Genomic DNA, 26,126 nt, shown 5'->3' with positions numbered 1-26,126 from the left:
GAGCACCGTCTCGCCGTCATTGCGAGCCGGAGGCGAAGCAATTTAGTCTAATGGCCCGGCTTTTAGGCCTGGATTGCTTCGCTGCGCTCGCAAGGACTGGCGGGTGTGACGGGATAGCTGCTTAACTCCTCGTTGTGCGTCATCGCCGGGCCTGACCCGGCCATCCACGCGGGAGCCCAGCGTGTGGATCCCCGGGACGATCCCGGGGATGACGGTGGAGGGGTGCGGGACCGGGTGGACAGCGCGGTGGGCTTGGGGCGGGCGCCCTCACCCCTGCCCCTCTCCCGCTGGCGGGAGAGGGGGGCCGGCCCCGGCTTCGCAGGCGCCGCCCGGCGTCTGGATTGCTTTGCTGCGCTCGCAATGACGGGAGGGGGTGGCGGGCGGAGGCGCGTCATCCCGGTTCACCTCCCCCTCCCCCCATCGTCGCACGCCATCGCGCTTGAGAAACATCAGGCCGGTCCGTAAGTTGGCCGCCCGCATCCGTGCAGAAGACCGGGCTGGCCATGACCGACAACGACAAGACACCGAGGAAACGCACCCGCCCCACCATCACGGACCAGGAGGCGCTGCTGTTTCACTCGCGCGGCCGGCCCGGGAAGCTGGAGGTCGTCGCCACCAAGCCGATGACGACGCAGCGGGACCTGTCGCTGGCCTATTCGCCGGGCGTCGCCATTCCGGTGCTGGCGATCGCCGAGGATCCGTCCAAGGCCTATGACCTGACGGTGAAGGGCAACCTCGTCGGAGTGATCTCCAACGGCACCGCCATCCTGGGGCTCGGCAACCGCGGCGCGTTGGCGTCCAAGCCCGTGATGGAGGGCAAGGCGGTGCTGTTCAAGCGCTTCGCCGACGTGGACGCGTTCGACCTGGAGATCGGCACCGAGGACCCGGACGAATTCATCGCGGCGGTGCGCTATCTCGGGCCGACCTTCGGGGGCATCAACCTGGAGGACATCAAGGCTCCGGAATGCTTCATCATCGAGGAGAAGCTGCGGGAGCTGATGGAGATCCCGGTTTTCCACGACGACCAGCACGGCACCGCCATCATCGCGGCGGCCGGCATCATGAACGCGCTGCAGCTCACCGGGCGCGACATCGCGACCGCCCGGCTGGTGTGCAACGGCGCGGGGGCGGCCGGCATCGCGTCGCTGGAGATCCTGAAGGCGCTCGGCTTCCGGGATGAGAACGTGATCCTGTGCGACACCAAGGGGGTGGTGTTCAAGGGCCGCACCGAGGGCATGAACCAGTGGAAGTCCGCGCACGCCATCGAGACGCCGCTGCGGACGCTGGACGAGGCCATCGCGGGCGCGGACGTGTTCTTCGGGCTGTCGGTGAAGGGCGCGGTCTCGGCCGAGATGGTGCGCTCCATGGCCGAGAACCCGATCATCTTCGCGATGGCGAATCCGGACCCGGAGATCACGCCCGAGGACGCCTATGCGGTGCGCGACGACGTGATCATGGCGACGGGGCGCTCGGACTACCCGAACCAGATCAACAACGTTTTGGGCTTTCCCTACATCTTCCGCGGCGCGCTGGACGTGCGGGCCACCACCATCAACATGGAGATGAAGATCGCGGCGGCGCGCGCGCTGGCGCAGCTCGCCCAGGAGGACGTGCCCGACGAGGTGGCGGCCGCCTACCAGGGGGCGCGGCCGCGCTTCGGGCGGGACTACATCATCCCGGCGCCGTTCGACCCGCGGCTGATCTCGTGGGTGCCGGCCGCGGTGGCGCAGGCCGCCATGGATTCGGGCGTGGCGCAGCGGCCCATCGTGGACATGGGGGCCTACAAGGCGCAGCTCTCGGCGCGGCGCGACCCGGTGGCCGGCGCGCTGCAGCGCACCGTGGAGCGGGTGCGGCGCTATCCCAAGCGCGTGGTCTTCGCCGAGGGCGAGGAGGAGCAGGTGATCCGCGCGGCGGTGAGCTTCGTGAACCAGGGGCTCGGCACCGCCGTGCTGGTGGGCCGCGACGAGCGCGTGAAGGAGACCGCCCGGCAGGTGGGGCTGGAGATCGACGGCAAGAGCGGCATCGAGATCCACAACGCGCGGCTGTCGCACCGGAATACGGCCTACGCGCAGTACCTGTATGACCGGCTGCAGCGGAAGGGCTACCTGTTCCGCGACTGCCAGCGGATGATCAACCAGGACCGCAACCACTTCGCGGCCGCCATGGTGGCGCTGGGCGACGCCGACGCCATGGTGACGGGCGTGACGCGCAACTTCTCGGTGGCGCTGGACGACGTGCGCCACGTGATCGACCCCAAGCCCGGGCACCGGGTGATCGGCATCTCGCTGGTGCTGGCGCGCGGGCGCACCGTGCTGGTGGCGGATACCGCCATCACGGAGCTGCCGAGCGCGCAGGAGCTGGCCGAGATCGCTATCGAGGCCGCCGGCGTGGCGCGCAGGCTCGGCTACGAGCCGCGGGTGGCGCTGCTGGCGTTCTCGAGCTTCGGACATCCGCCGGGCGAGCGCACCGCGCATGTGCAGGAGGCCGTGCGCCTCCTCGACCAGCGGCGCGTCGACTTCGAGTATGACGGCGAGATGGCTGCCGACGTGGCGCTGGATCGGGAGCTGATGACCCAGTACCCGTTCTGCCGGCTGTCGGACGCCGCCAACGTGCTGGTGATGCCGGCGTTCCACTCGGCCTCCATCTCCACCAAGATGATGGCGAGCCTGGGCGGCTCCACCGTGATCGGGCCGCTGCTGGTGGGGCTCGACAAGGCCGTGCAGATCGTGCCGCTGGGGGCCAAGGACACCGACATCGTCAACATGGCGGCGCTGGCGGCGTTCAACGTGGGGGGATAAACTCGCAGGATGCTTGCATCCGCGATTCTCCCTCCGCCCGTGGACGGGCGGCAGTCCGAAACAGCGTCGGCGGTGTGCCGCGGCACGCGCCGGCTCCTGACAGGGCTCGGCTTCGCCTCCGTGACCGAGCTGCCGCTGGCGTCCGGCCGGCGGGCCGACATCGTCGCGCTGGGGCCGGACGGCTCGGTGTGGATCGTCGAGATCAAGTCCAGCGTCGAGGATTTTCGGACGGACCGGAAATGGCCGGACTACCGGGCCCATTGCGACCGGCTCTATTTCGCCATTCCGGGCCACGTGCCGGAAGGCATCATGCCGCCCGACGCCGGGCTGATCGTGGCGGACGCCTACGGGGCGGCGGTGCTGCGCGACCCCGACGAGCACCGCATGCCGGCCGCCACCCGCAAGGCGCTGCTGATCCGCTTCGGTCAGGCCTGCGCGGGCCGGTTGCACGCGCTGTTCGACCCCGAGGCCGGCAGCGGCATGCTGTGACGCTCAGGATCCCCCGCCCATGATCATCGACGCCGCTCTCCGGGCCTTCCGGCAGATCCTGTCGCCGCCGTTCCGGAAGGTGCTGTGGAAATCGCTCGGCCTCACGGCCGTGCTGCTGGCGCTGATCTGGGCGGCGCTAACCAAGCTCTTCGCCTACTGGCTCGGCAGCTCCGCCTTTGTGGCCGAGCACCCGTGGGTGGACGCCTACGCGGTGTTCCTGGCCGGTTTCGGGCTGGTGATCGGGCTCGGCTACCTGATCCCGCCCGTCAGCATGCTGGTGGCGGGTTTCTTTCTGGACGACGTGGCCGAGAAGGTGGAGGCGCTGCACTATCCCGCCGACCCGCCCGGAACGGCGCTGCCGGCCGCCACTGCGCTGTGGGAGGCGGTGCGGTTCGCCGGGGTGGCGCTGCTGGTGAACCTGGTGGCGCTGATCTTCCTGCTGATCCCGCCCATCAACATCGCGGCGTTTCTGGCCGCCAACGCCTATCTGCTCGGGCGGGAATATTTCGCGCTGGCGGCGGGGCGGTTCCGGCCGCTCACGGAGGTGCGGGCGATGCGCGAGCGCAACGCCGGGACGGTGCTGTTCGCCGGCTTCATCATCGCCTGCATGGTGGCGGTGCCGATCCTGAACCTGCTGACGCCGCTGTTCGGCACGGCTCTGATGGTGCACGTGCACAAACGGCTGTCGGCGCGCGAGGACGCCCGGGCGGCGCTGCCGGCCCGCTAGGCGACGCTTCGACGTTCAGGCGAACTTGCTGGCGTCGAACTGGCCGCGGGCCCGGAAGCGGTAGAGATAGGACGGGACCACCGCCTCGATGAGCTCGGGCGTGAGGCCGACGCCTTCCAGCGTGCGGCCTTCGGCCTTGGCGGCGTCCGACACCACGTTGTCCACCTGCAGCAGCCGCACCTGGTCGCGCGTGAGCTTGAGGGCGTCGGGCAGCAGGCCGAGGCTGATCTTGTCAATGAACTCCAGCACGCCGGCCTGGATGTTGGCGGCGCCGAAAGGCAGCGGCGCGAGCAGGCGCTTGCGGCCGGTGACGGCGAGCACGTATTCGAGGATCTGCCGGAAGGTCTTCACCTCCGGGCCGCCGCACTCGTAGACCACGCCGGTGCGGATCGTCCCGTCGATGGCGCGGCACACCATTTCGGCCACGTCGCCAACGAAGACCGGCTGGAAACGGGTCTCGCCGCCGCCGACCAGCGGCAGCACGGGCGACATGCGGGCGAGCGCCGCGAAGCGGTTGAAGAACTGGTCCTCGGGGCCGAACACGATGGAGGGCCGCAGCACAACGGCCTCGGGCACGCTCGCGAAGGCGGCGGCCTCGCCGGCCGCCTTGGTGCGGGCGTAGTCCGATTCGGAATCGGGGTCGGAGCCCAGCGCCGACATCTGCACGAGGCGCGTGATTCCGGCGGCGGCCGTGGCTTCCGCGACCGCCCTGGCGCCGTCGGCCTGCACGGCCGTGAAGGTCTGGTTGCCGCCCTCGCTCAGGATGCCGACGAGGTTCACCACCGCGTCCGCGCCCGCGATCGCGGAGGCCACGGAGGCGGGGAAGCGCAAATTGGCCTGGACGGGGTGGATCTGGCCGACGCGGCCGAGCGGCTGGAGAAACAGCGCGAGGTCGGGCCGGCGCACCGCGACGCGGATGCGGTAGCCGCGGCGGGCCAGCGCGCGCACGACGTGCCGCCCGACGAAGCCGGACCCGCCGAAAACGGTGACGAGTTGGTTGGACGTCGGGATCATGGCCGGTCTCCTGCGCGTAACAGGAGGCTCTTAGTCAATGCCAGTCGCGCTGTATAGAGGACGAACGACGCGAGGACCTGGCGCGCACCGGAATGGGCTGCAAACGGTACCGGCGTCCGCCCCCCGGGCCGTCGTCGTCGCCCTTGGGCAGCGACATGATGGCGCCGCCCGCCACGAGGCTGCCGAACGTGACCATGAAGCCGACAGCCAGCATCGCGAACGCCACGTAGCCGCTGTCCGATTCGGCGATCAGCCGGCGCAGGCCGTGTGCGTCGAAGGCCAGCAGCGCGACCGCGAAAACAAGGCCAAGCAGCGCGCCAACCGCCGCGTGTTCGAGCACGAGCCGCAGAACCGGGTGCCGCTTCATGAGCGGCGGGAGTTTGCGGCCGGCGTTCGTGTTCATCGCATCGCCTCTGGGGCTTTTTGCCATGGTGATATGGTGGGGCCGAGAATGCGTCCTGACAAGGGCAGACCGCCGCGACGCGCCCGCACAGTCAAGTTGAGGTTTCGGGAGCGTTTCGCCGATGGCCGGAACGGGGCCGCGCCTGGGATGGTCGACCGACGGCCGAAGATTGTTCGCGAATGGGCCCGAGGCGGCGTTGACACACCTGAATCCCCCCCTTAGAAAGCGCGCCGGGCCCAGGTGGCGGAATTGGTAGACGCGCTGGCTTCAGGTGCCAGTGTCCGAAAGGACGTGGAGGTTCGAGTCCTCTCCTGGGCACCATCGCAACCCTGCCATGCAGGCGCGGTGGAGCCCGGCCCAACGAAAAAGAGCCGCCTTCGGGCGGCTTTTTTGTTGGGCTGCGGCTGGCCAGGCTATTTGCGCTTTGCGCGGTTCAACTCCGCGGCGGCCCGGATCAGCGCAATGAAGGCGTCTTCGTCCGGAGCCTCGCCTTCGTGAATGTCGATCGCGCGTCGCGTGCCGCCTTCGAGGCTGGCGTTGAACAGGCCAGCGGGATCCGGCAGCGAGGCTCCCTTGGGGAAGGTCAGCTTCACGGCCGCCTTGTAGGTTTCGCCCGTGCACAGGATGCCTGCCAGCGACCAGACCGGCACGCCGCGCCACTTCACTTCCTCGATGACGTCGGGCTCGGCCGCCCGGATCAGCGCGCGGACGCGCGCCAGCGCCTCGCCGCGCCAGTCGCCGAGCCCGGCGATCTTTGCGTCGATCGCCTGCGTGGCGGATTGCGGTTCTGTCGGTCCTTCGGTGTTCATGAGGGCGGGCTCCCATGCTGGCCGTGCAGGCTCTCGCGGTTCAGGCGGTCAGGCAAGAGCCGGGAGCGAGCGCGCGGCCGCCACAATAGAGGCGTCGTTGATTCTTGAGCGCTGCCGGAACGATCTCCGTCGTCACGCCGTTATTCGGGCATCTTTCAAACGGAGGCTGGACATGAACAGCGTGATTTACATCGTCGGACTGGTGGTTGTGGTAATTGCGGTGCTGTCGTTCTTTGGACTGCGCTGATCGACGGGCATGATCTCAGAAACCGGTGGTTCCGGGCGGCGAAACCGTGGTAACGCGCTAGGCAACGCGCGCCGCCCCGGCCGCTCTCCGGACGCCGGTTTCTCATGACCATTCGACTGCACCAAGGCGACCTGCCCGATCACGCCTCCTTTGGCCCGATCGTGGCGATCGACACCGAGACCCTAGGGCTCAACCCGCTGCGCGACAGGCTTTGCCTCGTGCAGCTCTCCTCGGGAGACGGCGACGCCGATCTTGTGCAGATCGCGGCCGGCCAGACGAGCGCCCCCAACCTGCAGCGGCTGCTGGCCGACCCGCAGGTGACCAAGCTTTTCCATTTTGCGCGCTTCGACCTCGCGGTCCTGTTCCACACCTTCGGGGTGATGCCGGGGCCGGTGTACTGCACCAAGATCGTCTCAAAGCTGGTTCGCACCTATACGGACCGGCATGGGCTGAAGGACCTCGTGCGCGAGTTGCTGGGGCAGGAAATCTCCAAGCAGCAGCAATCCTCCGACTGGGGCGCGGCGACGCTCACGGATGCGCAGCAAAGCTACGCGGCCTCGGACGTGCTGCACCTGCATGCGATGAAGCTGAAGCTCGACGCAATGCTGGCGCGGGAAAACCGCACGGACCTCGCGCAGGCGGCGTTCACATTCCTGCCAACCCGCGCGCGGCTGGATTTACTTGGCTGGGCCGAAACGGATATCTTTGCCCACGCTTAAGCACGTGACGGGCTGACGCTGGCAAATTCCGGCCGGGCGCCCCATCTATGCGTTACAACTTTGCCGCCGAGCCCGACGCAGGGCCAGCGATACGCGCGCCACGACAGGCGCGATCCGGCGGATGGACACCGGCTTCGCCCTTTGCGACAGCCCAGACGGAGATCACCAGCCTCCATGGCGACGGGAAGCACGCGGTTCGGACAGCAGACGCCCGGAACGCAGCGGCGCTACGATGCGGCGTTGCGCCACTCCGGGCGCGTGCGCTGGCTGCGGCGCATCATCCCGGTCGGCGCCGTGCTGATGGTGCTCGGGGTAGGCTTCTTCGCGTTCTGGAACCCGTTCCGGGCCATTCCGGACGGCGTGTCGGTGGGGCCGCTCAGCATCAACGGCACCAAGGTGACGATGGAGGCCCCGAAACTCTCGGGCTTCAAGAAGGACAAGCGCCCCTATGAGGTGACCGCCCGCTGGGCCTCATCCGACGTCAAGAACCCCAACGTGATCGAGCTCAAGGACATCAAGGCGCGCATCGCCCTGCAGGACAAGGGCTTCGCCAACGTGGAGGCGCTGAACGGCGTCTACAACTCGCAGGCGGAGGCCATCCAGCTCAAGGACGACGTGCGGGTGAAGACCGACACGGGCTACGATGTCCTGATGAAGGTCGCGGACGTGAACTTTAAGGCCGGCACGGTGCAATCCACCGAGGCGATCGAAATGAAGTTCACGGGCGGCACGATCCGCGCCGACGCGCTCGAAATGCTGGACAACGGGCAGGTAGTGATCTTCAAGGGGCGCGTCCACACTGTGATGCTGTCCGACCAGAGCGACCGGCCCGCCGGCCAGGCCAAGGGAACGACTCCATGATCCGCGCTTTCGCCCGCCCCACCCTCGCGTTGATGGTCGCCGCCGGCGCGTTGGCGCTGGCCGCCGCGACCCCCGCTACGGCGCAGACCCCGGCCAAGAAAAGCGCCGGCCTGCCGGGCTTCGGCGGCAACTCCAAGGAGCCGATCAAGATCGACGCCGACAAGCTCGAAGTGTTCAACAAGGAGCAGCGGGCGATCTACACCGGCAACGTGATCGCGATCCAGGGCGACACCACGATCAAGTGCCCGACCATGATCGTGTACTTCGAGCGGCAGAACAAAACCGCCCCGGCGGCCGCGAACGGCCAGGCGACGCCCGCCACAACCCCCGCCGCCGCACCGGCTGCGCCCGCCGCAGCACCGGCCGCCGATGGCGAGGGTGAAGGCGGCACGCAGCTCAAGCGCGTGGAGGCCAAGGGCGGCGTGATCGTGATCAACAAGGACCAGATCGCCACCGGCAACGAGGGCGTGTTCGACCGGGGCTCCAACCGCATCGTCCTAACGGGCGACGTCGCGCTGAGCCAGGGCGAGAACGTCACCAAGGGCCAGAAGCTCGTCTACAACACCGAAACCGGCGTCGCGATCGTCGAGGGCGGCCGCGTGAAGGGCTTCTTCGTGCCCGGCAACGACGAGGCCGACGCCAAGAAGAAGCCGGCCGCGCCGGCAAAGCCGAAGAGCTGAGATTCACCAAGAGCCTTGGTGGAGCGTCCACTACACCACCCCTCGTCGACAGGAGCCGAGCGGCTTCGCTTGGCGCCTTGAAGGCCGGGGGGATCCAGAGCGCTCCACGGATGAGCTTGCTGGAGTTCCTCGTTCCCGGGACGCAGCCCCAAGCGGGGCTGCTTCCCAGGGTGGGAGTGTCGGAGTAGCAGCCAGAGTTTGTGGTTGCGGATGACCAGGGCTGGCCGGCTTCGGCCGCCCGGCCACGCTGCGAGATGATTGCGGGTTGGCCTGTCCTTGGCTAGGACAGGCGCGCTCCGCGCCACACGGACCCCGAGCTCATGAATTTTCTGTCCCGCAAACACGAGAGCGCGCCCGGCCAGCCCACGGCCCCGGGCGGCATGGGCGTCGGGATGGATGACGAGGGCGGCCCCGGCGTTCTCCTGGTGCGCGGGCTCGCCAAGAGCTATCGCGGCCGCGCCGTGGTGCAGGATGCGGGCCTGACCGTGCGGCAGGGCGAGGCCGTCGGACTGCTCGGTCCCAACGGCGCAGGCAAGACCACGATCTTCTACATGATCACCGGGCTGGTGAAGGCCGATCGCGGCCGGATCTCGCTGGACGGGCACGACATCACGCCGCTGCCGATGTACCGGCGCGCGCGGCTGGGCATCGGCTACCTGCCGCAGGAAGCCTCGATCTTCCGCGGGCTGAACGTGGAGGACAACATCCGGGCCGTGCTCGAGGTGGTGGAGCCGAACCGCGACAAGCGCGAGGCGGACCTCGATTCGCTGCTGGAAGAATTCGACATCAAGCGGCTGCGGCAGTCGCCCTCCATCGCGCTCTCGGGCGGCGAGCGGCGGCGCTGCGAGATCGCCCGTGCGCTGGCGGGGCGGCCGTCCTTCATGCTGCTGGACGAGCCCTTCGCGGGCATTGACCCCATTGCGGTCGGGGACATCCAGGCGCTTGTGCGCCACCTCACCGGCCGCGGCATCGGCGTGCTGATCACCGACCACAATGTGCGCGAGACGCTGGGGCTGATCGACCGCGCCTACATCATTCACTCGGGACGGGTGCTGATGGAGGGCAAGCCCGACGAGATCATCGCGAGCGAGGAAGTGCGGCGGCTGTATCTGGGCGAGGACTTCCGGCTCTAGGCGGAAAACGCATCCTTCCCCCAGCACCTCTCGGCTGAGCGAGGCTCGTTAAACCCTGAATGCCGTGATCCCAAGGAGCAGCCCGCTTGGGCCTGCGTCTCGCAGGCGAGGGAATGGGGGGTCGCCCGAAATGGCGTCGTGTTCTGTCTCGACCAGCGCCTTGTGGTTGTGATTCCCCGCCTGACGCCAAAGGCGGTTGCGCGCCCGGCCGCGACGACGCAATTCGTTAAACACCGGACGCGTTAGTCGGGCTCGCCCCTTTGACCAGCCTGTAAAAAGCGCGGTAAAACTGCCCCAGCAAATTTCGTGCCGGGACCTGCGTGGTCACGCCGAAGTGTGGGGCGCGATACGATATGAGGTTCTCTCAGCGGCTGGAAATCCGCCAGGGGCAGTCCCTGGTGATGACGCCGCAGCTCCTGCAGGCGATCAAGCTGCTGCAGTTCTCCAGCATCGAGCTGGTGAACTACGTTGACGCCGAGCTCGAGCGCAATCCCCTGCTGGAGAGGGCCGAGGAGCCCGACGGGCCGGTCGAGCGCACGGCCGATGCGTTCGAGGCCGGCGACGCGGCGTCGGGCGAGACCGAGTGGGCGCCAGCCGAAATGACGCCGGAGCGCGGCGAGATCGACGACCGCCAGGACACCAGCTTCGACAACGTATTTCCGGACGACGCGCCGGCCTTGACGGCCGAGCCGCGCTCCACCACGGGCGAGGCGGGCGACGGGCTGGGGCTGTCCTCCACGAACTGGAGCGGCGTCGGCGGCGGCGGACGCGACGGCGACGACGAGGTCAACCTCGAAGCCTTCGTGGCCGCGCAGGGGTCGCTGCATGACAGCCTGACCGAGCAGTTGCAGGTGGCGACCGAGGACCCGGTGGAGCGGCTGATCGGCCTGTCGCTGATCGATCTGGTGGAGGAGTCCGGCTACATCACCGAGCCGATCGAGCCGGTGGCGGAGCGCCTGGGCGTGCCGCTGGCGGCCGTGGAGCGCGTGCTCGCCATCGTGCAGAGCTTCGAGCCGACGGGCGTGGGCGCCCGCTCGCTGGCCGAATGCCTGCGCCTCCAGCTGCAGGAGCAGAACCGCTTCGACCCCTGCATGGCGACCCTGCTGGCGCATCTCGACCTTCTGGCCCGGCGCGACTTCGCCAGCCTGAAGCGGCTCTGCGGCGTGGACGACGAGGACCTCAGCGACATGGTCGCGGAGGTGCGGCGGCTCGACCCCAAGCCCGGCCTGCGCTTTGGCGGCTCGCCGATCCAGCCCGTGATCCCGGACGTGTATATCCGCCAGGCGGCGGACGGCGGCTGGCTCATAGAGCTCAACTCCGACGTGCTCCCGCGCGTGCTGGTGAACCAGAGCTACCTCGCCAAGGTGTCGGGATCGGCCAAGAGCGACACCGACAAAACCTACCTGACCGACTGCCTGCAGACCGCCAACTGGCTGACGCGGAGCCTGGAGCAACGGGCCCGCACGATCCTGAAGGTCGCGACCGAGATCGTGCGGCAACAGGATTCGTTTCTGGCGCTGGGCGTGCAGCATCTGCGGCCCCTGAACCTGCGCACCGTCGCGGACGCGATCGGGATGCACGAATCGACCGTCTCGCGCGTCACCTCCAACAAATACGTCGCCACGCCGCGCGGCATCTTCGAGATGAAGTACTTCTTCACCGCCTCCATCGCGGCGACGCGGGGCGGCGAGGCGCATTCGGCCGAGGCGGTGCGATTCCGCATCAAGCAGATGATCGACGCCGAGAGCCCGCAGGACGTGCTGTCGGATGACGCCATCGTGCAGAAGTTGCGCGACTCGGGGGTCGACATCGCCCGGCGGACCGTCGCCAAGTACCGGGAAGGCTTGAGGATTCCGTCTTCGGTCGAGCGACGCCGCGAGAAGATGGCGCTGAGCGCCGCCGCCCTGGCGCGGGGTTAAGACGCCAGCCGCATTGACTTCCAAACTGGCCGTCCTTACGTCTTGCCGACCAGAGAGACGGGGCGCTTGGACCCGTCCATTTGTCGCCGGGCACAAGGCGACCGGGAGTGGACCCAATGGCATTGCGCGTCTCGGGCAAAAATCTGGACATCGGCGAAGCGTTGCGGGCACAAGTCGTCGACCGTGTCACGGCGGCGATCGCCAAGTATTTCGACGGCGGCTTCTCGGGCCACGCCATCGTGCAGCGCGAAGGCACGGGCTTTCGGACCGATTGCACGCTGCACCTCGCCTCCGGGGTGACGCTGCAGGCCGAAGGATCGGCGCATGATCCCTATGCGAGCTCCGACCAGGCGGCCGAGCGCATCGAGAAGCGCCTGCGCCGCTACAAGCGCCGCCTGAAGGATCGCGGGCCGGCCCAGGCCGCAGGCCGCGTCGTGGAGGCGCCCTATTCGGTGATCCAAACTCCCGACCTCGACGAGGACGAGGAGCCGCAGCAGGAGTTCCACCCGCTGGTGATCGCCGAAACCAAGAAGAACATGCGCACGCTCTCGGTGAGCGAGGCCGTGATCGAGCTCGACCTCACCGGATCGCCCGTCGTGGTGTTCCTCCACGCCGGCAGCGGGCGGGTGAACATGGTCTACCGCAGGACCGACGGGAACCTGGGGTGGATCGACCCTCCCGCCATCACGGCGACCGCCGGCGCCTGATCCCGGTGCCCTTCCGTACACGGATCCTTGGCCCGTTTCGTGCTACGCGGGTCTGGTTCGGCGCGCATCCATGAAGACAAGGCGACCATGCCGCTTTCCGACTTCCTGACACCCGAGGCGGTTCTGCCCGTTCTGAGGGCAAACACCAAGAAGCAGGCACTCCAAGACCTGGCCGAGCGCGCCTCCGCGCTCTCGGGCCTGCCGGAGCGCGACCTCTTCGACACGCTGCTGCAGCGCGAGCGCCTGGGTTCAACCGGCATCGGGCACGGCATCGCGATACCGCACGGCAAGCTCGCCAAGTCGCCGAAACTGTTCGGGCTGTTCGCCCGGCTGGAGAAGCCGATCGACTTTGAGGCGCTGGATGGCGAGCCCGTCGACCTCATCTTCCTGCTGATCGCCCCCGAGGCGGCCGGCGCTGACCATCTCAAGGCGCTCGCCCGGGTCGCCCGCGTGCTGCGCGAGCCGGCCATCACCGCCAAGCTGCGCGCCGCCCGCGACGCGGACGCGATCTACGCCATCCTGACGCAGACGGCCAACTCGTCCAACGCGGCCTGACGCGTCCCTCCACCCTCACGTCATTGCGAGCCGAAGGCAAAGCTATCCAGCCGATGCCGGGCTCGACGCCCGGCGCCTGGATTGCTTCGCTGCGCTCGCAATGACGGCGGAGAGGCGTAGACCTGCCCCGCCCTAGTCCCCGATCGCCACGCCCTCGCGGCGGGAGTCGGCGCCGCCCAGGAAGCCGCCGGGCGTGAGCACGATGGCCTGGATGCCGGACGTCATCTCGATCAGTTTCACCTCGTGGCCCTTGGCTTCCAAAGCAGGCTTCCAGGCCTCGGCTTCCGTGCCGGCCTCGAGCTCGGTGGGGCCGTTGCGGCTTCCCATGTTGGGGAGGTCCACGGCGACCTGCGGGTCAAGCTTCCAGTCCAGGAGGCCGACCAGCGTCTTGCCGACAAAGCCGATGATCTGGCTGCCGCCGGGCGAGCCCGTGACGGCGTAGAGCCGGCCGAAGGCGTCGAACACGATGGTGGGGGCCATGGAGCTGCGCGGCCGCTTGCCGGCCTCGACGCGGTTCGCCACCGGCTTGCCGTCCTCCATTGGGGCGAAATTGAAGTCGGTGAGCTCGTTGTTGAGCAGGAACCCGCCCTTGGTGAGCAGGCGCGAGCCGAAGCCGTCCTCGATGGTGGTGGTCATCGACACGGCGTTCATGTCGGCGTCCACCACCGAGATGTGGCTGGTGCCGTGCTCGATTCCGTCCGAGGGAGCCAGCAGGAGGTCGGTCTTGCGCATCGGCGGCTCGCCGGCCTTGGCCTTGCCCATGCTGCGATCGGGGTTGGCGAGGGCGGCGCGGCTCTTCACATAGGCGGGGTCGATCAGGCCTTCGACGGGCACGCTCACGAAGGCGGGGTCGCCGAGGTAAAGGGCCCGGTCCGCGAAGGCGAGGCGGCCGGCCTCGGCGAACCAGTGGGCGGCCTCCGCGCCACGCAGGCGCGCCATGGGCTGCCCTTCGAGCACGCCCAGCATCTGCTGCACGGCGACCGCGCCGGAGCTCGGCGGGCCCATGCCGCATAGGCGATACACGCGGTAGTTTCCGCAGACCGGCTCGCGTTCCTTCACGGCGTAGCCGGCGAGATCCGACAGCGTCATGTCGCCCGGGTTGGACGGATGGCCTTTCACGGTCGCGACGATGTCGTCGGCGATCGGGCCGGCGTAAAACGCCTCCACGCCCTTGTCGGCGAGGGTGTGCAGGGTCTGCGCAAAGGCCGGGTTCTTGAGCGTCGTCCCGACCGCGAGCGGCTTGCCGTCCTGGTCGTAGAACAGCGCGCGAGCGGCCGGGTTGGCGGCCAGGAACTTCTCCTGCCCGAGCAGGCCGTTGAGGCGTGGCGACACCGCGAAGCCGCCTTCGGCGAGCCTGATCGCCGGCTCGAACAGCTTGGGCCAGGGCAGCTTGCCCCAGCGCTTGTGCGCCTCGGCCAGCAGGCGAGGCGTGCCCGGCACGCCCACGGAGCGCCCGCCCACCACGGCGTCGTAGAACTTCATCGGCTTGCCGTCCGGGCCCATGAAGCGGTCCGGCGTCGCAGCCGCAGGGGCGATTTCACGCCCGTCGAGCGTGAGGACGCGGTTGTTCTTCTGGTCCCAGTGCACCATGAAGGCGCCGCCGCCGATGCCTGAGCTCTGCGGCTCCACGAGATTGAGCACGAGTTGCACTGCGATTGCGGCGTCCACCGCACTGCCGCCGGCCCGCAGCATCTCGCGCCCGGCCTCGGCGGCGAGCGGGTTTGCGGCCGCCACCATGTAGCGCGTGGCCTCCTGGGTCGTGCGCACCGCACGTCCGGTCGCGCCTTCGGGCGCAGGCGCCTGCGCCGGGGGCGCGGTTTGGGCAAGCGAGGCCGCGCTCGAGAAAAGGACGGCCAGAACGGCCAGCTTGACGCGCATTGGTAGATCCTCCGGAGGCTTCTTGGCCGCCATGGTGCGCCAGAGCGTGAGAGCCCGCAATTAAGGGTTGGGGCCTCGTGCCCTCACGCAGCCTTCGCGAGCGCCTCGTCGGCCGTCAGGGCGGTTTCGGGCGCGCCGGAGACGATGAGCTCCAGCACCTCGCGCTCGGTCGTGTGCTTCACGTAGCGGTCGCCGACGTTCTCGCCGCGCTTCAGCACCATCACGCGGTCGCCAACCTCGAAGATGTCGGTGAGCCGGTGGGAGATGATCACCTGGGCGACGCCCTGCCGCTTCAGCTCCGCCATGGTCTCCAGCAGCCGCTCGGTGGCCATCACGGACAGGTTGGCGGTGGGCTCGTCGAAGATGACCACGCGCGGGTTGAACGAAATGGCGCGCGCGATGGCGACGGATTGCTGCCGTCCGCCCGACAGGCTCTCGACCTTCTGGAACACCGAGTTGACGTCCACCTTCAGGCGCTTCAGCACGGCGTTGGCCTCCGCGTACATGCGCGGCCGGTCGACGAACAGGCCGAAGCGGCGCGGCCAGCGGCCAAGGAAGATGTTCTGGCCGACGTCCATGTTCCCGCAAAGCGCGAAGTCCTGGTAGATCATCTCGATCCCGCGGTCGCGGCTCTCCTGCGGGCTGCGGAACTGCGTGGGCGCGCCGTCCACCAGCACGTCGCCGCCGTCGCGCGCATAGGCGCCGGTCATCACCTTCATGAGCGTGGACTTGCCGGCCGAATTGTCGCCGACAAGGCCGAGGATCTCGCCCGGTCCGAGCGTGAAGTTGACGTCGCGCAGCGCGTGCACTGCGCCGAAATGCTTCTGGATGCCGCGCATCTCGATCACGGGCGCCATGTCACGAAACTCCCGATCGCCGGCGCACGAGGCGCGCCAGGATGTTTTCCTGCCGGATCCAGATGTCGCCCACCACGGCGCCGATCAGCACGAGGCCGATGAACACGTTCATCCAGTGCTGCGGCATCACGAAGGAGGAGCCATCGGCCAGGATGAGCTGCAGCGACAGCAGCGAACGGATGAGCGTGATGGCGGCCGCCCCCGCGAGCGAGCCGAGCACCGAGCCGAAGCCGCCGAAGATGGATCCGCCGCCGATGATCACCGCCGCGATGCCGTCAAGCTCGCGCAGCTGGCCGGCCGACGGATTGAACGAGCGATAATAGGCCACGTAGATCACCCCGGCCGCCGAGGCGCAGAGCGCCGAGAAGACGAGCGACCAGAACCGCACCGCGCGGGTGTCGATGCCCGCATAGCGGGCCGCGCGCTCGTTTCCGCCCACCGCGTAGATCATCTGGCCCCACACCGTGCGGGCGAGCACGACGCCGGCGACGAGCGCGACGACTCCCAGGAAGATCGTCTGCACGCTCACGGCCTTGGCGACGGCGAGCATGAGACCGGAGGACGGCGCGGCCCCGGCCCAGGCCAGCACCTCGAAGAGGTTGCGGCCCATCAGGTTGAAGCTTTCGGAAAAGCCCGAAAGCTGGCGTCCCGCGACCAGCCACGCCCCGAGACCGCGGGCGATGTAGAAGGTCCCGAGCGTGGCCACGAAGGCCGGCAGCCCGAAGCGCACCGTGAGCAGGCCGTTGACGACGCCGCACAGCGTGCCGCCGGCCAGAGCGCACAGCACCGCGACGGCGGGGTCGGCCCCGAGCTCCTTCATCAGAAAGGCCGCGATGGCGCCCGAGAGCGCCAGCACGGAGCCGACCGAAAGGTCGACGTCCGCGTTGGCGAGCACGAAAGTGAGGCCGACGCTCACCAGCGCAATCTCCGTAAAGGCGAGCAGGAGATTGAAGGAGTTGTCGAGCGAGCCCCAGAAATCCGGCCGCAACCAGAGCCCGACCAGCCACAGCCCCACGGTGAGCAGGATGGCGGCCGCGTCCCGCCGCGCCAGGAAGGCGCGCAGGCCGGTCGCCCCGACGCCGCGCGCATCCGATCCGGCGCCGCGCGTCTGCGCGCCCACGATCGCGGCCTCGCCCCGGTCGGCGGCGGGCGGGGCGGCGCGCCGGCGCAGCAAGGCCCAGACGCGCGCCGCGCCGCCGCCCTTGATGGCCCAGGGCTCGATCAGCACGGCGCCGAGCAGGATGAGACCCAGGAAGGCCGGCACCGCGCCGGGCGGCAACTGCGCGTAGGCCTGCACCTCCATCTTGATCCCGCCGACGTCGATCTCGCGCGTGATCGGGATGCCTTCGCGCAGGACCTTGTCGATCAGCACCACCAGCGCGGCGCCCAGGCAGGCGCCGACGACCCGGCCGCGCCCGCCCGCGATAGAAGCGCCGCCCACGATCACGGCCGCAATCACGACGAGTTCGGCCCCGCCGCCATATTGCGACGTGATGCCCTTGTCCTGCGCGACGATCATGAGCCCGGCCAGCGTGGCGCCGAGCGCCGAGAGCAGGTAGGCGCGCATGCGCACCCAGCGGGTCGGGATGCCCGCATAGGAGGCCGCCTGCTCGTTGTCGCCCACCGCATAGGTCTCAAAGCCCATGCGGGTCTTGGCCAGCGCCAGCGCGCCCAGGAGGGCGACAACGGCGAAGATCAGGATCTGGCTGTTGAAGCCGAACGCATTGGTTTCGCCCCAGCCGAAGAACCAGCCGTCCGCCGCGGCCTTGCGCTCATACGCCACCGTCTTGCCGCCCGTGAGCCCCAGCACGAAGCCCCGGCCAATGAACAGCATGGTGAGCGTGGCGATAAAGGCCGGGACCTTGAGGCGGGTCACCAGCACGCCGTTGATGAGACCGATTGTGAGCCCGGTGAGCACGGCGCCGAAGGTCGCCCAGCCGGCGCCGAGATCAAGATGCGAGGGGGCGTAGAGGATCGAGAAGACTGTCGCGACGAGGCCCAGGATGGAGCCGACCGAGAGGTCGAGCTCCTTGTTGACGATCACGAAGGTCATGCCGACCGCCATGACGCCATAGCGGGCGGTGTCGCGCAGCACGGACGAGATTGCGTCCGTGGAGCCGAAGAAGCCGGGATTGATGAAGACGCCGACGCCGTACAGCGCCGCCATGAACACGAGGATGCCCACCTCCCAGCCGCCCGCAAGCTGCAGCGGCAGGGAGGCCGGCCTGCCGGCGGCCGGAGTGGCCGAGGCGACGCTGGTCATGAGGGCCCTCGTCTATGGCGGCATGTCCCCGCGGTGATTGCGAGCAGCAGCGAAGCGATCCAGCCGATGCTGGGTCAGAAGACGCGGAGCCTCCCGCCCGGCGTCTGGATTGCTTCGTCGCTCCGCTCCTCGCAATGACGGCGAGGGGCTCGAACAGCGTGCGTCAGTTCTCGAAGCGCTTGCCGATCTTGTCGACCGTGTCCTTGGTGACGAGCTGGGCGCGGGTGTCGAGGTTGGCGGCCGCGATCCCGCGGTCGATCTGCAGGTAGAGCTGCGCCACCGGCCAGAAGCCCTGCAGGAACGGCTGCTGCCCGAGCGAGCCCGTGAGCGCGCCGGTGCGGATCTGCTCCTGCTGCTTGGGGCCGAGATCGAAGCCGAAGGCGCAAACCTGGTTGTTCTTCCTGACCTGGCTGATGGCGTCGCCCAGCGCGGGCGTGACGAAGCCATTGGCCGCGAAGGCCCCGACAACGTCCTTGCGGCTCTCGATCAGGGTCACGATCGAGCCGACGATGTTGTCCTTGTCGACGTCGATGCCGATGTTCTGCGGGCCGGCGTCGATCTTAAAGTCCTTGAGCTTGCCGGCGGCGTTCAGCGCCTTCACGGTGGCCTGGAACGCGGCCGTGATGCGGTTGTTGACCTCGACATTGCCCAGCGTGGTGGTGTTCGGGAAGATGATCGTCCCGCCCTTCACGTTGTTTTTCACCAGGCACTGCACCAGCGCCTCGCCGCCGATCGCGGCCGCGCTGGCGTCCTGGCCGGTGTGCGAGATGCCGTTGCGGTTGGTGATGTTGGGATCGTACGAGTTGGTGGTCGCGACCGGGATGCCGCGCTCCATCAGCTTCTTGACGAGGTCGTTGTAGGCGCCCGACTGCGGGGTCGTCATGATGACGCCGTCGATGGTCGGGTCCTGCACGATCTGGTTGAGGATCGCGATCTCGCGCGGGATGTCGTCCACCGGGGCTTCCGAGCCCAGCATGATCAGATTGACCCCGAACGCCTTGGCGGCCACCTGCGCGCCCACATAGGTGGGATCGAAAAAGCCGTTGCCGGCCGTGTGGGTGACGATCGCGAAAGTGAGCTTGCCGTCCTTGGAGTTGAAATCCTTGGTGCCGGGAGCCTCCTTGGCGGCGTCCTCGAACGAATAGCCGCCGACCGCCTTGTTAAGCGCGCCCGACTGGGCCTGCGCGGCGATGCTGATCAATGAAAGCCCGGCGGCCAGCGCGGCCGTGCGCAGAAACAATGGCATGAGGACGCCCTCCAAAGCGCCGCTCGCGGCGCCGTTTGCGGCGTCCGGCTCGGCGGCATGCGCAACGGTATCGGCCTGTGGGCGAAAATCAAGGATGACGTGCGCCGCTCTTTGTCCGCCGAACTGCTCGCGCAAATCAGCTTTCAAGCCATGCAATTTCAGGTTGAGGTACGTGCCTCGACCAGTGGCGCTCCGGCTGGATAACGCCGTTGGGCTGTGGCAATGTGCGCCAAACCAGAAGCCGCTCGCCGGGCGGCCGGGCAACAGCGAGGACATCATGGCGCAGGGAGCCATCTACCCCGATCTCGAAGGCAAGGTCGTGGTCGTGACCGGGGGCGGCAGCGGCATCGGCGAGGCCATCGTGCGCGCCTTTGCGCGCCAGAAGGCCAAGGTGGGCTTCCTCGACATCAACAAGCCGGCCTCCGAGAAGGTGGCGGCCGATGTCGCCGGCCAGGGCGCGACGGTCGCGTTCGAGCATTGCGACCTGACGGACATTGCGGCGCTGCGCGCCTCCATCGCGGCGATCCGCGCCAAGCTCGGACCCGTGAACGTGCTGGTCAACAACGCCGCCCATGACGAGCGTCACAAGACGGAGGACGTGACGCCCGAATATTGGGACGGCCGCATCGCCGTGAACCTGCGCCACCAGTTCTTTTGCGCGCAAGCGGTGCTGGAGGACATGAAGGCGGCGCGGGCCGGCTCCATCATCAATTTCGGCTCGGTGTCCTGGATGGTCGGACAGGGCGGCATGGCCGCCTACACGGCCTCGAAGTCCGGCGTGATCGGCCTGACGCGCTCGCTGGCGCGCGACTTCGGCGAGTACAACATCCGGGTCAACGCCATCGCGCCGGGCTGGATCATGACGCAGCGGCAGCTCGACCTGTGGCTCACGCCCGAGGGCGAGAAGGAGCTGATGGAGCGCCAGTGCCTGAAGCGCAAGCTCGTGCCGGACGACCTCGCCAAGTTCACGGTGTTCATGGCCTCGGAGGAGGCTGGCGCCTGCACCAACCAGCACTATGTGGTGGACGGCGGCTGGGTGTAGCCGCCGCCCTTTGTTGGCTCGGGCGGCGCTTCAGCGCGCCGCCACCATGACGATCTCGACCGTGTAGGCCGGGGCGGCGAGCTTCGCCTCCACGGTGGCGCGGGCGGGCGTGTTGCCCTGCGGGACCCAGGAATCCCACACGGCGTTCATCTCGGCGAAAGTCGAAATGTCGGCGAGATAGATGGTGGCGGAGAGGACCTTGGTCTTGTCCGTGCCGGCCTCGGCCAGAGTCTCGTCGATCTGGGCCAGGATGTCGCGCGTCTGCTCGGTGACGCTCTTGCCCTTGGCGGCGTCAGCCACGTGGCCGGCCAGATAGACCGTGTTTCCGTGCACCACGGCGTCGCTCATGCGCGGGCCGCAACCGATGCGTTCGATGCTCATTGGGGGTTCTCCGTTGGGGAGCCCCGGATTAGGGCGGCGGGGGCGGGAGCGCAAGGGATGGCATGACGCCCTCCCGTCTTTGCGAGCGCAGCGAAGCAATCCAGCCCTACGGCGGGCTTTTAGTCTGGATTGCTTCGCCTCCGGCTCACAATGACGGCGAGGCGCTGGCGCGCTAGTGCGCCTCCTCCCAGTTGTGCGCGGCCCTTGCGTCCACCTGCAGCGGGACGGCGAGCTGGATTGCGGGGTGCGGGGCGTCCTCCATGACGCTGCGGATGATCGGGATCGCCTTTTCGAGCAGCTCGTCCGGCACCTCGAAGACGAGTTCGTCGTGCACCTGCAGCAGCATCTTGGCGGAGACGCGCGCCTTTTCGAGCGCCGGCTCCATGCGCACCATGGCGCGGCGGATGATGTCGGCGGCCGAGCCCTGGATGGGCGCGTTGATGGCGGCGCGCTCCATGAAGGCGCGCTCCTGCGGGTTCTTGGAGTTGATCTGCGGGTAATGCGCGCGGCGGCCGAAGATGGTCGTCACATACCCATTGGAGCGGGCGAAGCGCTTCGTCTCCTCCATGTAGTCCTTGATGCCCGGAAAACGCTCGAAGTACTTCTTGATGTAGGCGCCGGCCTCCTCGCGCGGAATGCCGAGCTGGTTGGCGAGGCCGAAGGCCGAGATGCCGTAGATGATGCCGAAGTTGATCGCCTTGGCGCGGCGGCGGACCATCGGGTCCATGCCTTCCACGGGCACGCCGAACATCTCGGACGCCGTGAGGGCGTGGATGTCGATGCCCTCCGCGAAGGCGTGGCGCAGCTGCGGGATGTCGGCCACGTGGGCGAGCACGCGTAGCTCGATCTGCGAGTAGTCGGCCGACACCAGCTTCGTGCCCGGCGCCGACACGAAGGCGGCGCGGATCTTGCGGCCTTCCTCGGTACGGATCGGGATGTTCTGGATGTTGGGCTCGGAGGAGGAGAGCCGCCCCGTCGTCGTGGACGCCATCGAGAAGCACGTGTGTACACGATGCGTCTGCGGGTGCACATAACTCGGCAGCGCGTCCGTATAGGTGGATTTCAGCTTGGAGAGCTGGCGCCAGTTGAGGATGCGGGCCGGCAGTTCATGGCCCTGCTCGGCCAGTTCGTCCAGCACGCCGGCGGACGTGGACCACGCGCCCGTGGCTGTTTTCTTGGCGCCCGGCAGGCCCATCTTGCCGAACAGGATGTCGCCGAGCTGCTTGGGCGAGCCGAGGTTGAAGGGCTCACCGGCGAGCTCGTGGATCTCGGCCTCCAGGCCGGCCATCTTCTGCGCGAACTCGCCCGAGAGGCGCGACAGCATCTGCCGGTCGATCGAGATGCCGCGCTCCTCCATGCGGCCCAGCACGGTGCTGAGCGGGCGCTCCAGCGTCTCGTAGGCGGTCGTCATGCCCTCGGCGGGCAGGCGCGCCTTCAGCACCTGCCAGAGCCGGAAGGTGACGTCCGCGTCCTCGGCGGCGTATTCTGTGGCCTTGTCGATGGCCACGCGGGCGAAGCCCACGAAGCTCTTGCCGCTGCCGGCGACCTGGCCGAACTGGATCGAGGTGTGGCCGAGCACGCTCTCGGCCAGCGCGTCCATGCCGTGGTTGGCGCGGCCGGCGTCCAGCACATAGGAGAGCAGCATGGTGTCGTCCGCCGGCGCGACGTGAATGCCGTGGCGGCAGAGCACCATCCAGTCGTACTTGAAGTTCTGCGCCACCTTGAGGACGCTCCGGTCCTCCACCAGCGGCTTGAGCCGCGCCAGCACGTCGGCCAGCGACAGCTGGTCCGGCAGCAGGTCGGCGCCCCCGAAGAGGTCGCCCTTGCCCTCGCCCTTGTGGCCGACCGGGATGTAGCAGGCCTTGCCAGGCGCGGTGCAGAGCGAGAAGCCGACGAGCTCGGCCTGCATGGCGTCGAGCGAGGTGGTCTCGGTGTCGAACGCCACCATGCCGACCTCGCGTGCTTGCGCGATCCAGGCGTCGAGGCGCTCGGTCGTCCGCACCGTCTCGTAGGAGGCGAGATCGAACGGGATGGCGCGCATCCGGGCCGCGATCTCGCCCGCCACGTGGCCGGGCGTTGGGCCGGCGGCGTCGCCTGCCGCCGAGGGAGCCGCCGGGACCGTGTTTTCCGCGCCCTTGTAGGAGCCGGCGCGCGTCTGCGGCGCGCCCATGGCGGCGCTGCGGGCGGGTCGCGCGGCGGCGTCGCCGTCCGCGGGCGCAGGCGTGAAGCCGGCCGCGCCGTGCCAGCCGGTCGCCGCGCCGGGGGCGGCGAGCTCCGGGTCGGCGTCGATCTCGGATGCATCCAGCCCGTAGGCCTCGCAGACGCGGCGCGTGACGGCGCCGAACTCCATGGCCTTCAGGAATGCGACGAGGCGCTTGGGGTCGGGATCGTGCACCCCGATGGTGTCCAGCGGCCGCTCCAGCGGCACGTGCTTGTCGAGCAGCACAAGCTTGCGCGACAGGCGGGCCTTGTCGGCGTTCTCAACCAAGGCCTCACGGCGCTTGGGCTGCTTGATCTCGTGCACACGCGACAACAGCGTCTCGAGATCGCCGAACTCGGTGATGAGCTGCGCGGCGGTCTTCACGCCAATGCCGGGCACACCCGGGACGTTGTCGACGGGGTCGCCGATCAGCGCCTGCACCTCGACGACCTTTTCGGGCTGGACGCCGAACTTCTCGACCACCTCGTCGCGGCCGATGCGCTTCTCCTTCATGGTGTCGTACATGGTCACGCCGTTGCCGACGAGCTGCATAAGGTCCTTGTCGGACGCCACGATGGTGGTGGTCGCGCCCGCCTCGCAGGCCACGCGCGCATAGGTGGCGATGATGTCGTCGGCCTCGAAGCCGTCCTGCTCCACGCAGGGAATGTCGAAGGCCCGCACGGCGTCGCGGATCAGCCGGAACTGCGGCCGCAGGTCCTCGGGCGCCTCGGGCCGGTGCGCCTTGTAGGCGTCGTAGAGCTCGTTGCGAAACGTCGACGCCGACTTGTCGAACACCACCGCCAGATGCGTGGGCTTCTCGCCCGCGACCGAGTCGCGCAAGAGCCGCCACAGCATGTTGCAGAAGCCCGCCACGGCCCCGATCGGCAGTCCGTCGGACTTACGGGTCAGCGGCGGCAGGGCGTGGTACGCCCTGAAAATATAGGACGATCCGTCCACCACGAAGACGTGGTCGCCCTTGCGGATGGGGCGAACGGGCGAGCGGGATTCGGGGGAGATGGCGGCGGCGTCGGTCATGCGCCTGTTCTACACGCCGCCGCGCCGCCGGGCGAGAGGGCGAGACGCCGCCGGTGTGGACGCGCCAGCGTGGAAGCGCGCAGCGCCACCCTCCCCTTGAGGGGGAGGGTCGGCCCGAAGGGCCGGGGTGGGGTGACGTCGGGCGTGAAGCGCATTAGTGCGGGTTCGTCGAAGTTGCGTTCGTCCCCGGCTTCACCCCACCACGCCGGCCTGCCGCCGTAGACCCTCCCCCTCAAAGGGAGGGTGCGCCTGCGACGCGATCAGGCGGTTACGACTGAAGCAACCGGCCGCGCTGGCGCCATCACATACGCGGCCGTGGCCAGCGCAAGCGCGAGGCCGAAGGCGAGGTGGAGGTGGGCGTAGGTGTCGGCCGGGGCCGCGCCCGCGACGGTTTGGGCCTGGACGAACTGGCCAGACAACCATTGCACCACGCCAGCGCCGCCAATGAACAAGAAGTTCATGGCCGTGACGCCTCGCCCGAGCAGATGCGGCGGAAAGAACAGCCGCGCATGCGCCATCAGGATTCCGTAGGTCATCCCTATGGCGCCGACAACGACATAGAGCGCCACCGCGGCGAGGGCGCTTGCGTGGCCCGCGAGGCCGAGCGCCGCCAGGGTCGCCGCCGTGACGACGCTGCCCGCCAGGGTGGCGGACTTGGGGCCGCCGATCCAGCGCTCGAAGGGTCCATAGCACAAGGCGCCGAGCGAGAGCGCAGCGCCCATCGCAAGCGCCGCATTGCCGCGTTCCACCGCGTCGAACCCGTGCACCTGGCCAAAAAAGGGCGCGATCCAGAGGCTGCGCAACGCGATCACGACAGCATAGCTCACCAGCATCAACGGCAGCATGAGCCACAGCGCCCGGATGCGGGCGATCTCGCCGAGCCCGGCCAGCACGCCGGCCTGCTCACCCTCGCGGCGCACCTGCGGGGGGTCGCGCAGCACCAGCATCACGAGGGCGGCGGCGAGCAGCGTCACGGCCGCGATGGCGGCGATGCTGGGCCGCCATCCGAAGCGCGCCACCGCGAGCGCCAGCGGTGTCGCGCCCAGGAGGTTGCCGAAGGTGCCAACCCCGATGGTGATCGACGCCATCATGGCGAAGCGCTCGGGCGGGGCGACCCGGCCAAAATAGTATAAGCTGCCCATCAGCACGGGCGCGCAGCCGGCTCCGATCAGCGCCATCGCGACGATCAGCGACGCATAGCTGCCAGCCGCCGCGAACCAGGCGGAGCCGGCCACGGCGAGCAGCATGAAGCCCGCGATGGTCCCGCGCGGGCCGAAGCGGTCCAGCGTGACGCCGACCGGAAACTGCGTGAACGCGAAGGCGGCGAACCAGACGGCGGACAACGAGCCGAGTTGGGCGGCGTCGAGCCCGAGCTCACGCGTGAGATCCGAGGCCACGATGGCCAGGAAGGCGCGGAAAAATTGGCTCAGCACATAGGCGAAGAGCAGCACCGCGAGCGCGGCCATGGACAGTTTCTCCCGATCGGCGCATTCACTGCGTTTGTTGCTACAAACCACGTTTGCGCCACGGGCGTTAGCGCCTCCAGCGCATGGCGGGCGGAACGTCGCCGCCCCGCATCGCATTCGTCTGCAGCGCCCGGTTCCGCCGGCCGCCCGACCCCGGAGTTGACCCATGAGCAGCGCCGCCGCGCTCCCCAATCCCGTGCTGACCGGCCTGCGCGGCCGCTGTCCGCGCTGCGCCCAGGGCAAGCTGTTCTCGGGCTTTCTGAAGCTGGCGCCGCGCTGCGAGCATTGCGGCCTCGACTTCGACTTCGCCGACCCGGCCGATGGCCCGGCGTTTTTCGCCATGAGCGTCATGAGCTTCCCGGTGCTGGGCTTCGCGCTCTGGTACGATTCCGCCTATCAGCCGCCGTGGTGGGGGCACCTGCTGGTGTCGCTCCCCATGCTGCTGGCGCTCTGCGTGTTGCCGCTGCGGCCCATCAAGGGGTGGCTGGTCTGCTCGCAATATTTCTACAAGGCCGAGCAAGGGCGATTGGCCCCACAGGAGCGCCCCGAGGCGGCCCCGCCCGGAACGGCGCCGACAGCGCCGCCGGCGGAGAAAGTGTGACAGATCGTTCCCGTCGCCCTCCAGGAGTTTACCGAAGGATCCCCTCATCCTGAGGAGCGTCGCCCCTTGGCGATGCGTCTCGAAGGACGAGGGATT

The 26,126-nt window shown here is 68.6% G+C and carries 23 protein-coding genes and 1 tRNA gene; 14 read left to right on the top strand and 10 right to left on the bottom strand.

Features of this window, described 5'->3' with window-relative positions; all coding sequences use genetic code 11:
• The first annotated feature begins 503 nt into the window (after positions 1 to 503).
• From IEV99_RS01915 to IEV99_RS01905, 3 genes are read left to right on the top strand one after another with little or no spacing between them, the layout of a single operon-like run.
• Positions 504 to 2,798, top strand: a complete 2,295-nt coding sequence (locus IEV99_RS01915) for an NADP-dependent malic enzyme (protein WP_188516039.1) — start codon at positions 504 to 506, stop codon at positions 2,796 to 2,798.
• Positions 2,799 to 2,807: 9 nt separating this feature from the next.
• Positions 2,808 to 3,287, top strand: a complete 480-nt coding sequence (locus IEV99_RS01910; protein ID WP_188516038.1) for an MmcB family DNA repair protein — start codon at positions 2,808 to 2,810, stop codon at positions 3,285 to 3,287.
• A 19-nt stretch (positions 3,288 to 3,306) separates the two neighbouring features.
• Complete coding sequence (locus IEV99_RS01905; protein WP_188516037.1) at positions 3,307 to 4,014, top strand: sulfate transporter family protein; 708 nt, start codon at positions 3,307 to 3,309, stop codon at positions 4,012 to 4,014.
• Positions 4,015 to 4,029: 15 nt separating this feature from the next.
• Here the strand turns inward: IEV99_RS01905 and IEV99_RS01900 are convergent, their stop codons facing one another.
• Together IEV99_RS01900 and IEV99_RS01895 are read right to left on the bottom strand one after the other, a co-directional pair.
• Positions 4,030 to 5,028: a complex I NDUFA9 subunit family protein gene (locus tag IEV99_RS01900; protein ID WP_188516036.1), complete on the bottom strand. Its 999-nt coding sequence runs from the start codon at positions 5,026 to 5,028 to the stop codon at positions 4,030 to 4,032.
• 34 nt (positions 5,029 to 5,062) lie between these two features.
• A complete protein-coding gene (locus tag IEV99_RS01895) occupies positions 5,063 to 5,431 on the bottom strand; it encodes a hypothetical protein (protein ID WP_188516035.1) in 369 nt (122 codons plus the stop codon).
• A gap of 234 nt (positions 5,432 to 5,665) precedes the next feature.
• Between IEV99_RS01895 and IEV99_RS01890 the strand changes: the two genes are divergently transcribed.
• Positions 5,666 to 5,752, top strand: a tRNA-Leu gene (locus IEV99_RS01890).
• 92 nt (positions 5,753 to 5,844) lie between these two features.
• Here IEV99_RS01890 and IEV99_RS01885 read toward each other — a convergent pair.
• A complete protein-coding gene (locus IEV99_RS01885) occupies positions 5,845 to 6,240 on the bottom strand; it encodes a DUF1801 domain-containing protein (RefSeq protein ID WP_188516034.1) in 396 nt (131 codons plus the stop codon).
• Between the two features lie 351 nt (positions 6,241 to 6,591).
• On the opposite strand from IEV99_RS01885, the gene IEV99_RS01880 reads away from it, so the two are divergent.
• From IEV99_RS01880 to ptsN, 7 genes are all read left to right on the top strand, one after another.
• Entirely contained in the window at positions 6,592 to 7,206 is a 615-nt protein-coding gene (locus tag IEV99_RS01880) for a ribonuclease D (RefSeq protein WP_188516033.1), read from the top strand.
• A gap of 174 nt (positions 7,207 to 7,380) precedes the next feature.
• Positions 7,381 to 8,067 (top strand): LPS export ABC transporter periplasmic protein LptC, encoded by a 687-nt coding sequence (lptC, locus tag IEV99_RS01875; protein WP_188516032.1) that lies wholly within the window; start codon positions 7,381 to 7,383, stop codon positions 8,065 to 8,067.
• Positions 8,064 to 8,747 carry an LptA/OstA family protein gene (locus tag IEV99_RS01870; RefSeq protein ID WP_244643460.1) on the top strand — a complete coding sequence of 228 codons (684 nt, stop codon included), beginning with the start codon at positions 8,064 to 8,066 and terminating at the stop codon, positions 8,745 to 8,747. Before lptC ends, IEV99_RS01870 begins: the two co-directional genes overlap by 4 nt.
• Before the next feature lie 320 nt (positions 8,748 to 9,067).
• A complete protein-coding gene (lptB, locus tag IEV99_RS01865; protein WP_188516031.1) occupies positions 9,068 to 9,880 on the top strand; it encodes an LPS export ABC transporter ATP-binding protein in 813 nt (270 codons plus the stop codon).
• A gap of 353 nt (positions 9,881 to 10,233) precedes the next feature.
• Positions 10,234 to 11,799, top strand: a complete 1,566-nt coding sequence (rpoN, locus tag IEV99_RS01860) for an RNA polymerase factor sigma-54 (protein WP_188516030.1) — start codon at positions 10,234 to 10,236, stop codon at positions 11,797 to 11,799.
• Between the two features lie 116 nt (positions 11,800 to 11,915).
• Positions 11,916 to 12,506, top strand: coding sequence for a ribosome hibernation-promoting factor, HPF/YfiA family (gene hpf, locus IEV99_RS01855; RefSeq protein WP_188516029.1), 591 nt, complete (start codon positions 11,916 to 11,918; stop codon positions 12,504 to 12,506).
• 87 nt (positions 12,507 to 12,593) lie between these two features.
• On the top strand, positions 12,594 to 13,061 hold the full coding sequence (ptsN, locus tag IEV99_RS01850) for a PTS IIA-like nitrogen regulatory protein PtsN (RefSeq protein ID WP_188516028.1): 468 nt from the start codon (positions 12,594 to 12,596) through the stop codon (positions 13,059 to 13,061).
• Positions 13,062 to 13,193: 132 nt separating this feature from the next.
• Here ptsN and ggt read toward each other — a convergent pair whose 3' ends face one another.
• From ggt to IEV99_RS01830, 4 genes are all read right to left on the bottom strand, one after another.
• Positions 13,194 to 14,939 carry a gamma-glutamyltransferase gene (gene ggt / locus IEV99_RS01845; protein WP_188516027.1) on the bottom strand — a complete coding sequence of 582 codons (1,746 nt, stop codon included), beginning with the start codon at positions 14,937 to 14,939 and terminating at the stop codon, positions 13,194 to 13,196.
• Positions 14,940 to 15,022: 83 nt separating this feature from the next.
• Complete coding sequence (locus IEV99_RS01840; RefSeq protein ID WP_188516026.1) at positions 15,023 to 15,796, bottom strand: ATP-binding cassette domain-containing protein; 774 nt, start codon at positions 15,794 to 15,796, stop codon at positions 15,023 to 15,025.
• Between the two features lies 1 nt (position 15,797).
• The gene (locus IEV99_RS01835; protein ID WP_188516025.1) at positions 15,798 to 18,059 is read right to left on the bottom strand and encodes an ABC transporter permease; all 2,262 of its coding nucleotides are present in this window, start codon (positions 18,057 to 18,059) and stop codon (positions 15,798 to 15,800) included.
• A gap of 163 nt (positions 18,060 to 18,222) precedes the next feature.
• Positions 18,223 to 19,305, bottom strand: a complete 1,083-nt coding sequence (locus IEV99_RS01830) for a substrate-binding domain-containing protein (protein ID WP_188516024.1) — start codon at positions 19,303 to 19,305, stop codon at positions 18,223 to 18,225.
• Between the two features lie 57 nt (positions 19,306 to 19,362).
• On the opposite strand from IEV99_RS01830, the gene IEV99_RS01825 reads away from it, so the two are divergent.
• Together IEV99_RS01825 and IEV99_RS01820 are read left to right on the top strand one after the other, a co-directional pair.
• Positions 19,363 to 19,509 carry a hypothetical protein gene (locus IEV99_RS01825; RefSeq protein ID WP_188516023.1) on the top strand — a complete coding sequence of 49 codons (147 nt, stop codon included), beginning with the start codon at positions 19,363 to 19,365 and terminating at the stop codon, positions 19,507 to 19,509.
• 73 nt (positions 19,510 to 19,582) lie between these two features.
• A complete protein-coding gene (locus tag IEV99_RS01820; RefSeq protein WP_188516022.1) occupies positions 19,583 to 20,347 on the top strand; it encodes an SDR family NAD(P)-dependent oxidoreductase in 765 nt (254 codons plus the stop codon).
• A gap of 30 nt (positions 20,348 to 20,377) precedes the next feature.
• Here the strand turns inward: IEV99_RS01820 and IEV99_RS01815 are convergent, their stop codons facing one another.
• The 3 genes from IEV99_RS01815 to IEV99_RS01805 all read right to left on the bottom strand — a co-directional run bounded on the left by IEV99_RS01815 (position 20,378) and on the right by IEV99_RS01805 (position 25,429).
• On the bottom strand, positions 20,378 to 20,728 hold the full coding sequence (locus IEV99_RS01815; RefSeq protein WP_188516021.1) for a RidA family protein: 351 nt from the start codon (positions 20,726 to 20,728) through the stop codon (positions 20,378 to 20,380).
• A 172-nt stretch (positions 20,729 to 20,900) separates the two neighbouring features.
• Positions 20,901 to 23,963 (bottom strand): DNA polymerase I, encoded by a 3,063-nt coding sequence (gene polA, locus IEV99_RS01810; RefSeq protein WP_188516020.1) that lies wholly within the window; start codon positions 23,961 to 23,963, stop codon positions 20,901 to 20,903.
• 260 nt (positions 23,964 to 24,223) lie between these two features.
• Positions 24,224 to 25,429 carry an MFS transporter gene (locus IEV99_RS01805; RefSeq protein ID WP_188516019.1) on the bottom strand — a complete coding sequence of 402 codons (1,206 nt, stop codon included), beginning with the start codon at positions 25,427 to 25,429 and terminating at the stop codon, positions 24,224 to 24,226.
• Between the two features lie 166 nt (positions 25,430 to 25,595).
• Between IEV99_RS01805 and IEV99_RS01800 the strand changes: the two genes are divergently transcribed.
• On the top strand, positions 25,596 to 26,030 hold the full coding sequence (locus IEV99_RS01800; RefSeq protein ID WP_188516018.1) for a DUF983 domain-containing protein: 435 nt from the start codon (positions 25,596 to 25,598) through the stop codon (positions 26,028 to 26,030).
• Positions 26,031 to 26,126 lie beyond the last annotated feature (96 nt).

The sequence above is a fragment of the Alsobacter metallidurans genome, assembly GCF_014636935.1.
Classification (GTDB): Bacteria; Pseudomonadota; Alphaproteobacteria; order Rhizobiales; family Beijerinckiaceae; genus Alsobacter; species Alsobacter metallidurans.
Note: the sequence above shows the minus strand (reverse complement) of the source record. Positions and strands in the feature narration are given on the sequence as shown.

Bases quoted from the DNA above. Each gene is read 5' to 3' on its own strand.
- IEV99_RS01885 (WP_188516034.1), bottom strand. From the start codon at position 6,240: ATGAACACCGAAGGACCGACAGAACCGCAATCCGCCACGCAGGCGATC.
- IEV99_RS01870 (WP_244643460.1), top strand. From the start codon at position 8,064: ATGATCCGCGCTTTCGCCCGCCCCACCCTCGCGTTGATGGTCGCCGCC.
- IEV99_RS01905 (WP_188516037.1), top strand. From the start codon at position 3,307: ATGATCATCGACGCCGCTCTCCGGGCCTTCCGGCAGATCCTGTCGCCG.
- rpoN (WP_188516030.1), top strand. From the start codon at position 10,234: ATGAGGTTCTCTCAGCGGCTGGAAATCCGCCAGGGGCAGTCCCTGGTG.
- hpf (WP_188516029.1), top strand. From the start codon at position 11,916: ATGGCATTGCGCGTCTCGGGCAAAAATCTGGACATCGGCGAAGCGTTG.
- IEV99_RS01910 (WP_188516038.1), top strand. From the start codon at position 2,808: ATGCTTGCATCCGCGATTCTCCCTCCGCCCGTGGACGGGCGGCAGTCC.
- IEV99_RS01805 (WP_188516019.1), bottom strand. From the start codon at position 25,429: ATGGCCGCGCTCGCGGTGCTGCTCTTCGCCTATGTGCTGAGCCAATTT.
- IEV99_RS01800 (WP_188516018.1), top strand. From the start codon at position 25,596: ATGAGCAGCGCCGCCGCGCTCCCCAATCCCGTGCTGACCGGCCTGCGC.
- IEV99_RS01880 (WP_188516033.1), top strand. From the start codon at position 6,592: ATGACCATTCGACTGCACCAAGGCGACCTGCCCGATCACGCCTCCTTT.
- ptsN (WP_188516028.1), top strand. From the start codon at position 12,594: ATGCCGCTTTCCGACTTCCTGACACCCGAGGCGGTTCTGCCCGTTCTG.
- IEV99_RS01895 (WP_188516035.1), bottom strand. From the start codon at position 5,431: ATGAACACGAACGCCGGCCGCAAACTCCCGCCGCTCATGAAGCGGCAC.
- lptB (WP_188516031.1), top strand. From the start codon at position 9,068: ATGAATTTTCTGTCCCGCAAACACGAGAGCGCGCCCGGCCAGCCCACG.
- ggt (WP_188516027.1), bottom strand. From the start codon at position 14,939: ATGCGCGTCAAGCTGGCCGTTCTGGCCGTCCTTTTCTCGAGCGCGGCC.
- IEV99_RS01900 (WP_188516036.1), bottom strand. From the start codon at position 5,028: ATGATCCCGACGTCCAACCAACTCGTCACCGTTTTCGGCGGGTCCGGC.
- polA (WP_188516020.1), bottom strand. From the start codon at position 23,963: ATGACCGACGCCGCCGCCATCTCCCCCGAATCCCGCTCGCCCGTTCGC.
- IEV99_RS01915 (WP_188516039.1), top strand. From the start codon at position 504: ATGACCGACAACGACAAGACACCGAGGAAACGCACCCGCCCCACCATC.
- lptC (WP_188516032.1), top strand. From the start codon at position 7,381: ATGGCGACGGGAAGCACGCGGTTCGGACAGCAGACGCCCGGAACGCAG.
- IEV99_RS01835 (WP_188516025.1), bottom strand. From the start codon at position 18,059: ATGACCAGCGTCGCCTCGGCCACTCCGGCCGCCGGCAGGCCGGCCTCC.
- IEV99_RS01820 (WP_188516022.1), top strand. From the start codon at position 19,583: ATGGCGCAGGGAGCCATCTACCCCGATCTCGAAGGCAAGGTCGTGGTC.
- IEV99_RS01830 (WP_188516024.1), bottom strand. From the start codon at position 19,305: ATGCCATTGTTTCTGCGCACGGCCGCGCTGGCCGCCGGGCTTTCATTG.
- IEV99_RS01815 (WP_188516021.1), bottom strand. From the start codon at position 20,728: ATGAGCATCGAACGCATCGGTTGCGGCCCGCGCATGAGCGACGCCGTG.
- IEV99_RS01840 (WP_188516026.1), bottom strand. From the start codon at position 15,796: ATGGCGCCCGTGATCGAGATGCGCGGCATCCAGAAGCATTTCGGCGCA.
- IEV99_RS01825 (WP_188516023.1), top strand. From the start codon at position 19,363: ATGCGCAACGGTATCGGCCTGTGGGCGAAAATCAAGGATGACGTGCGC.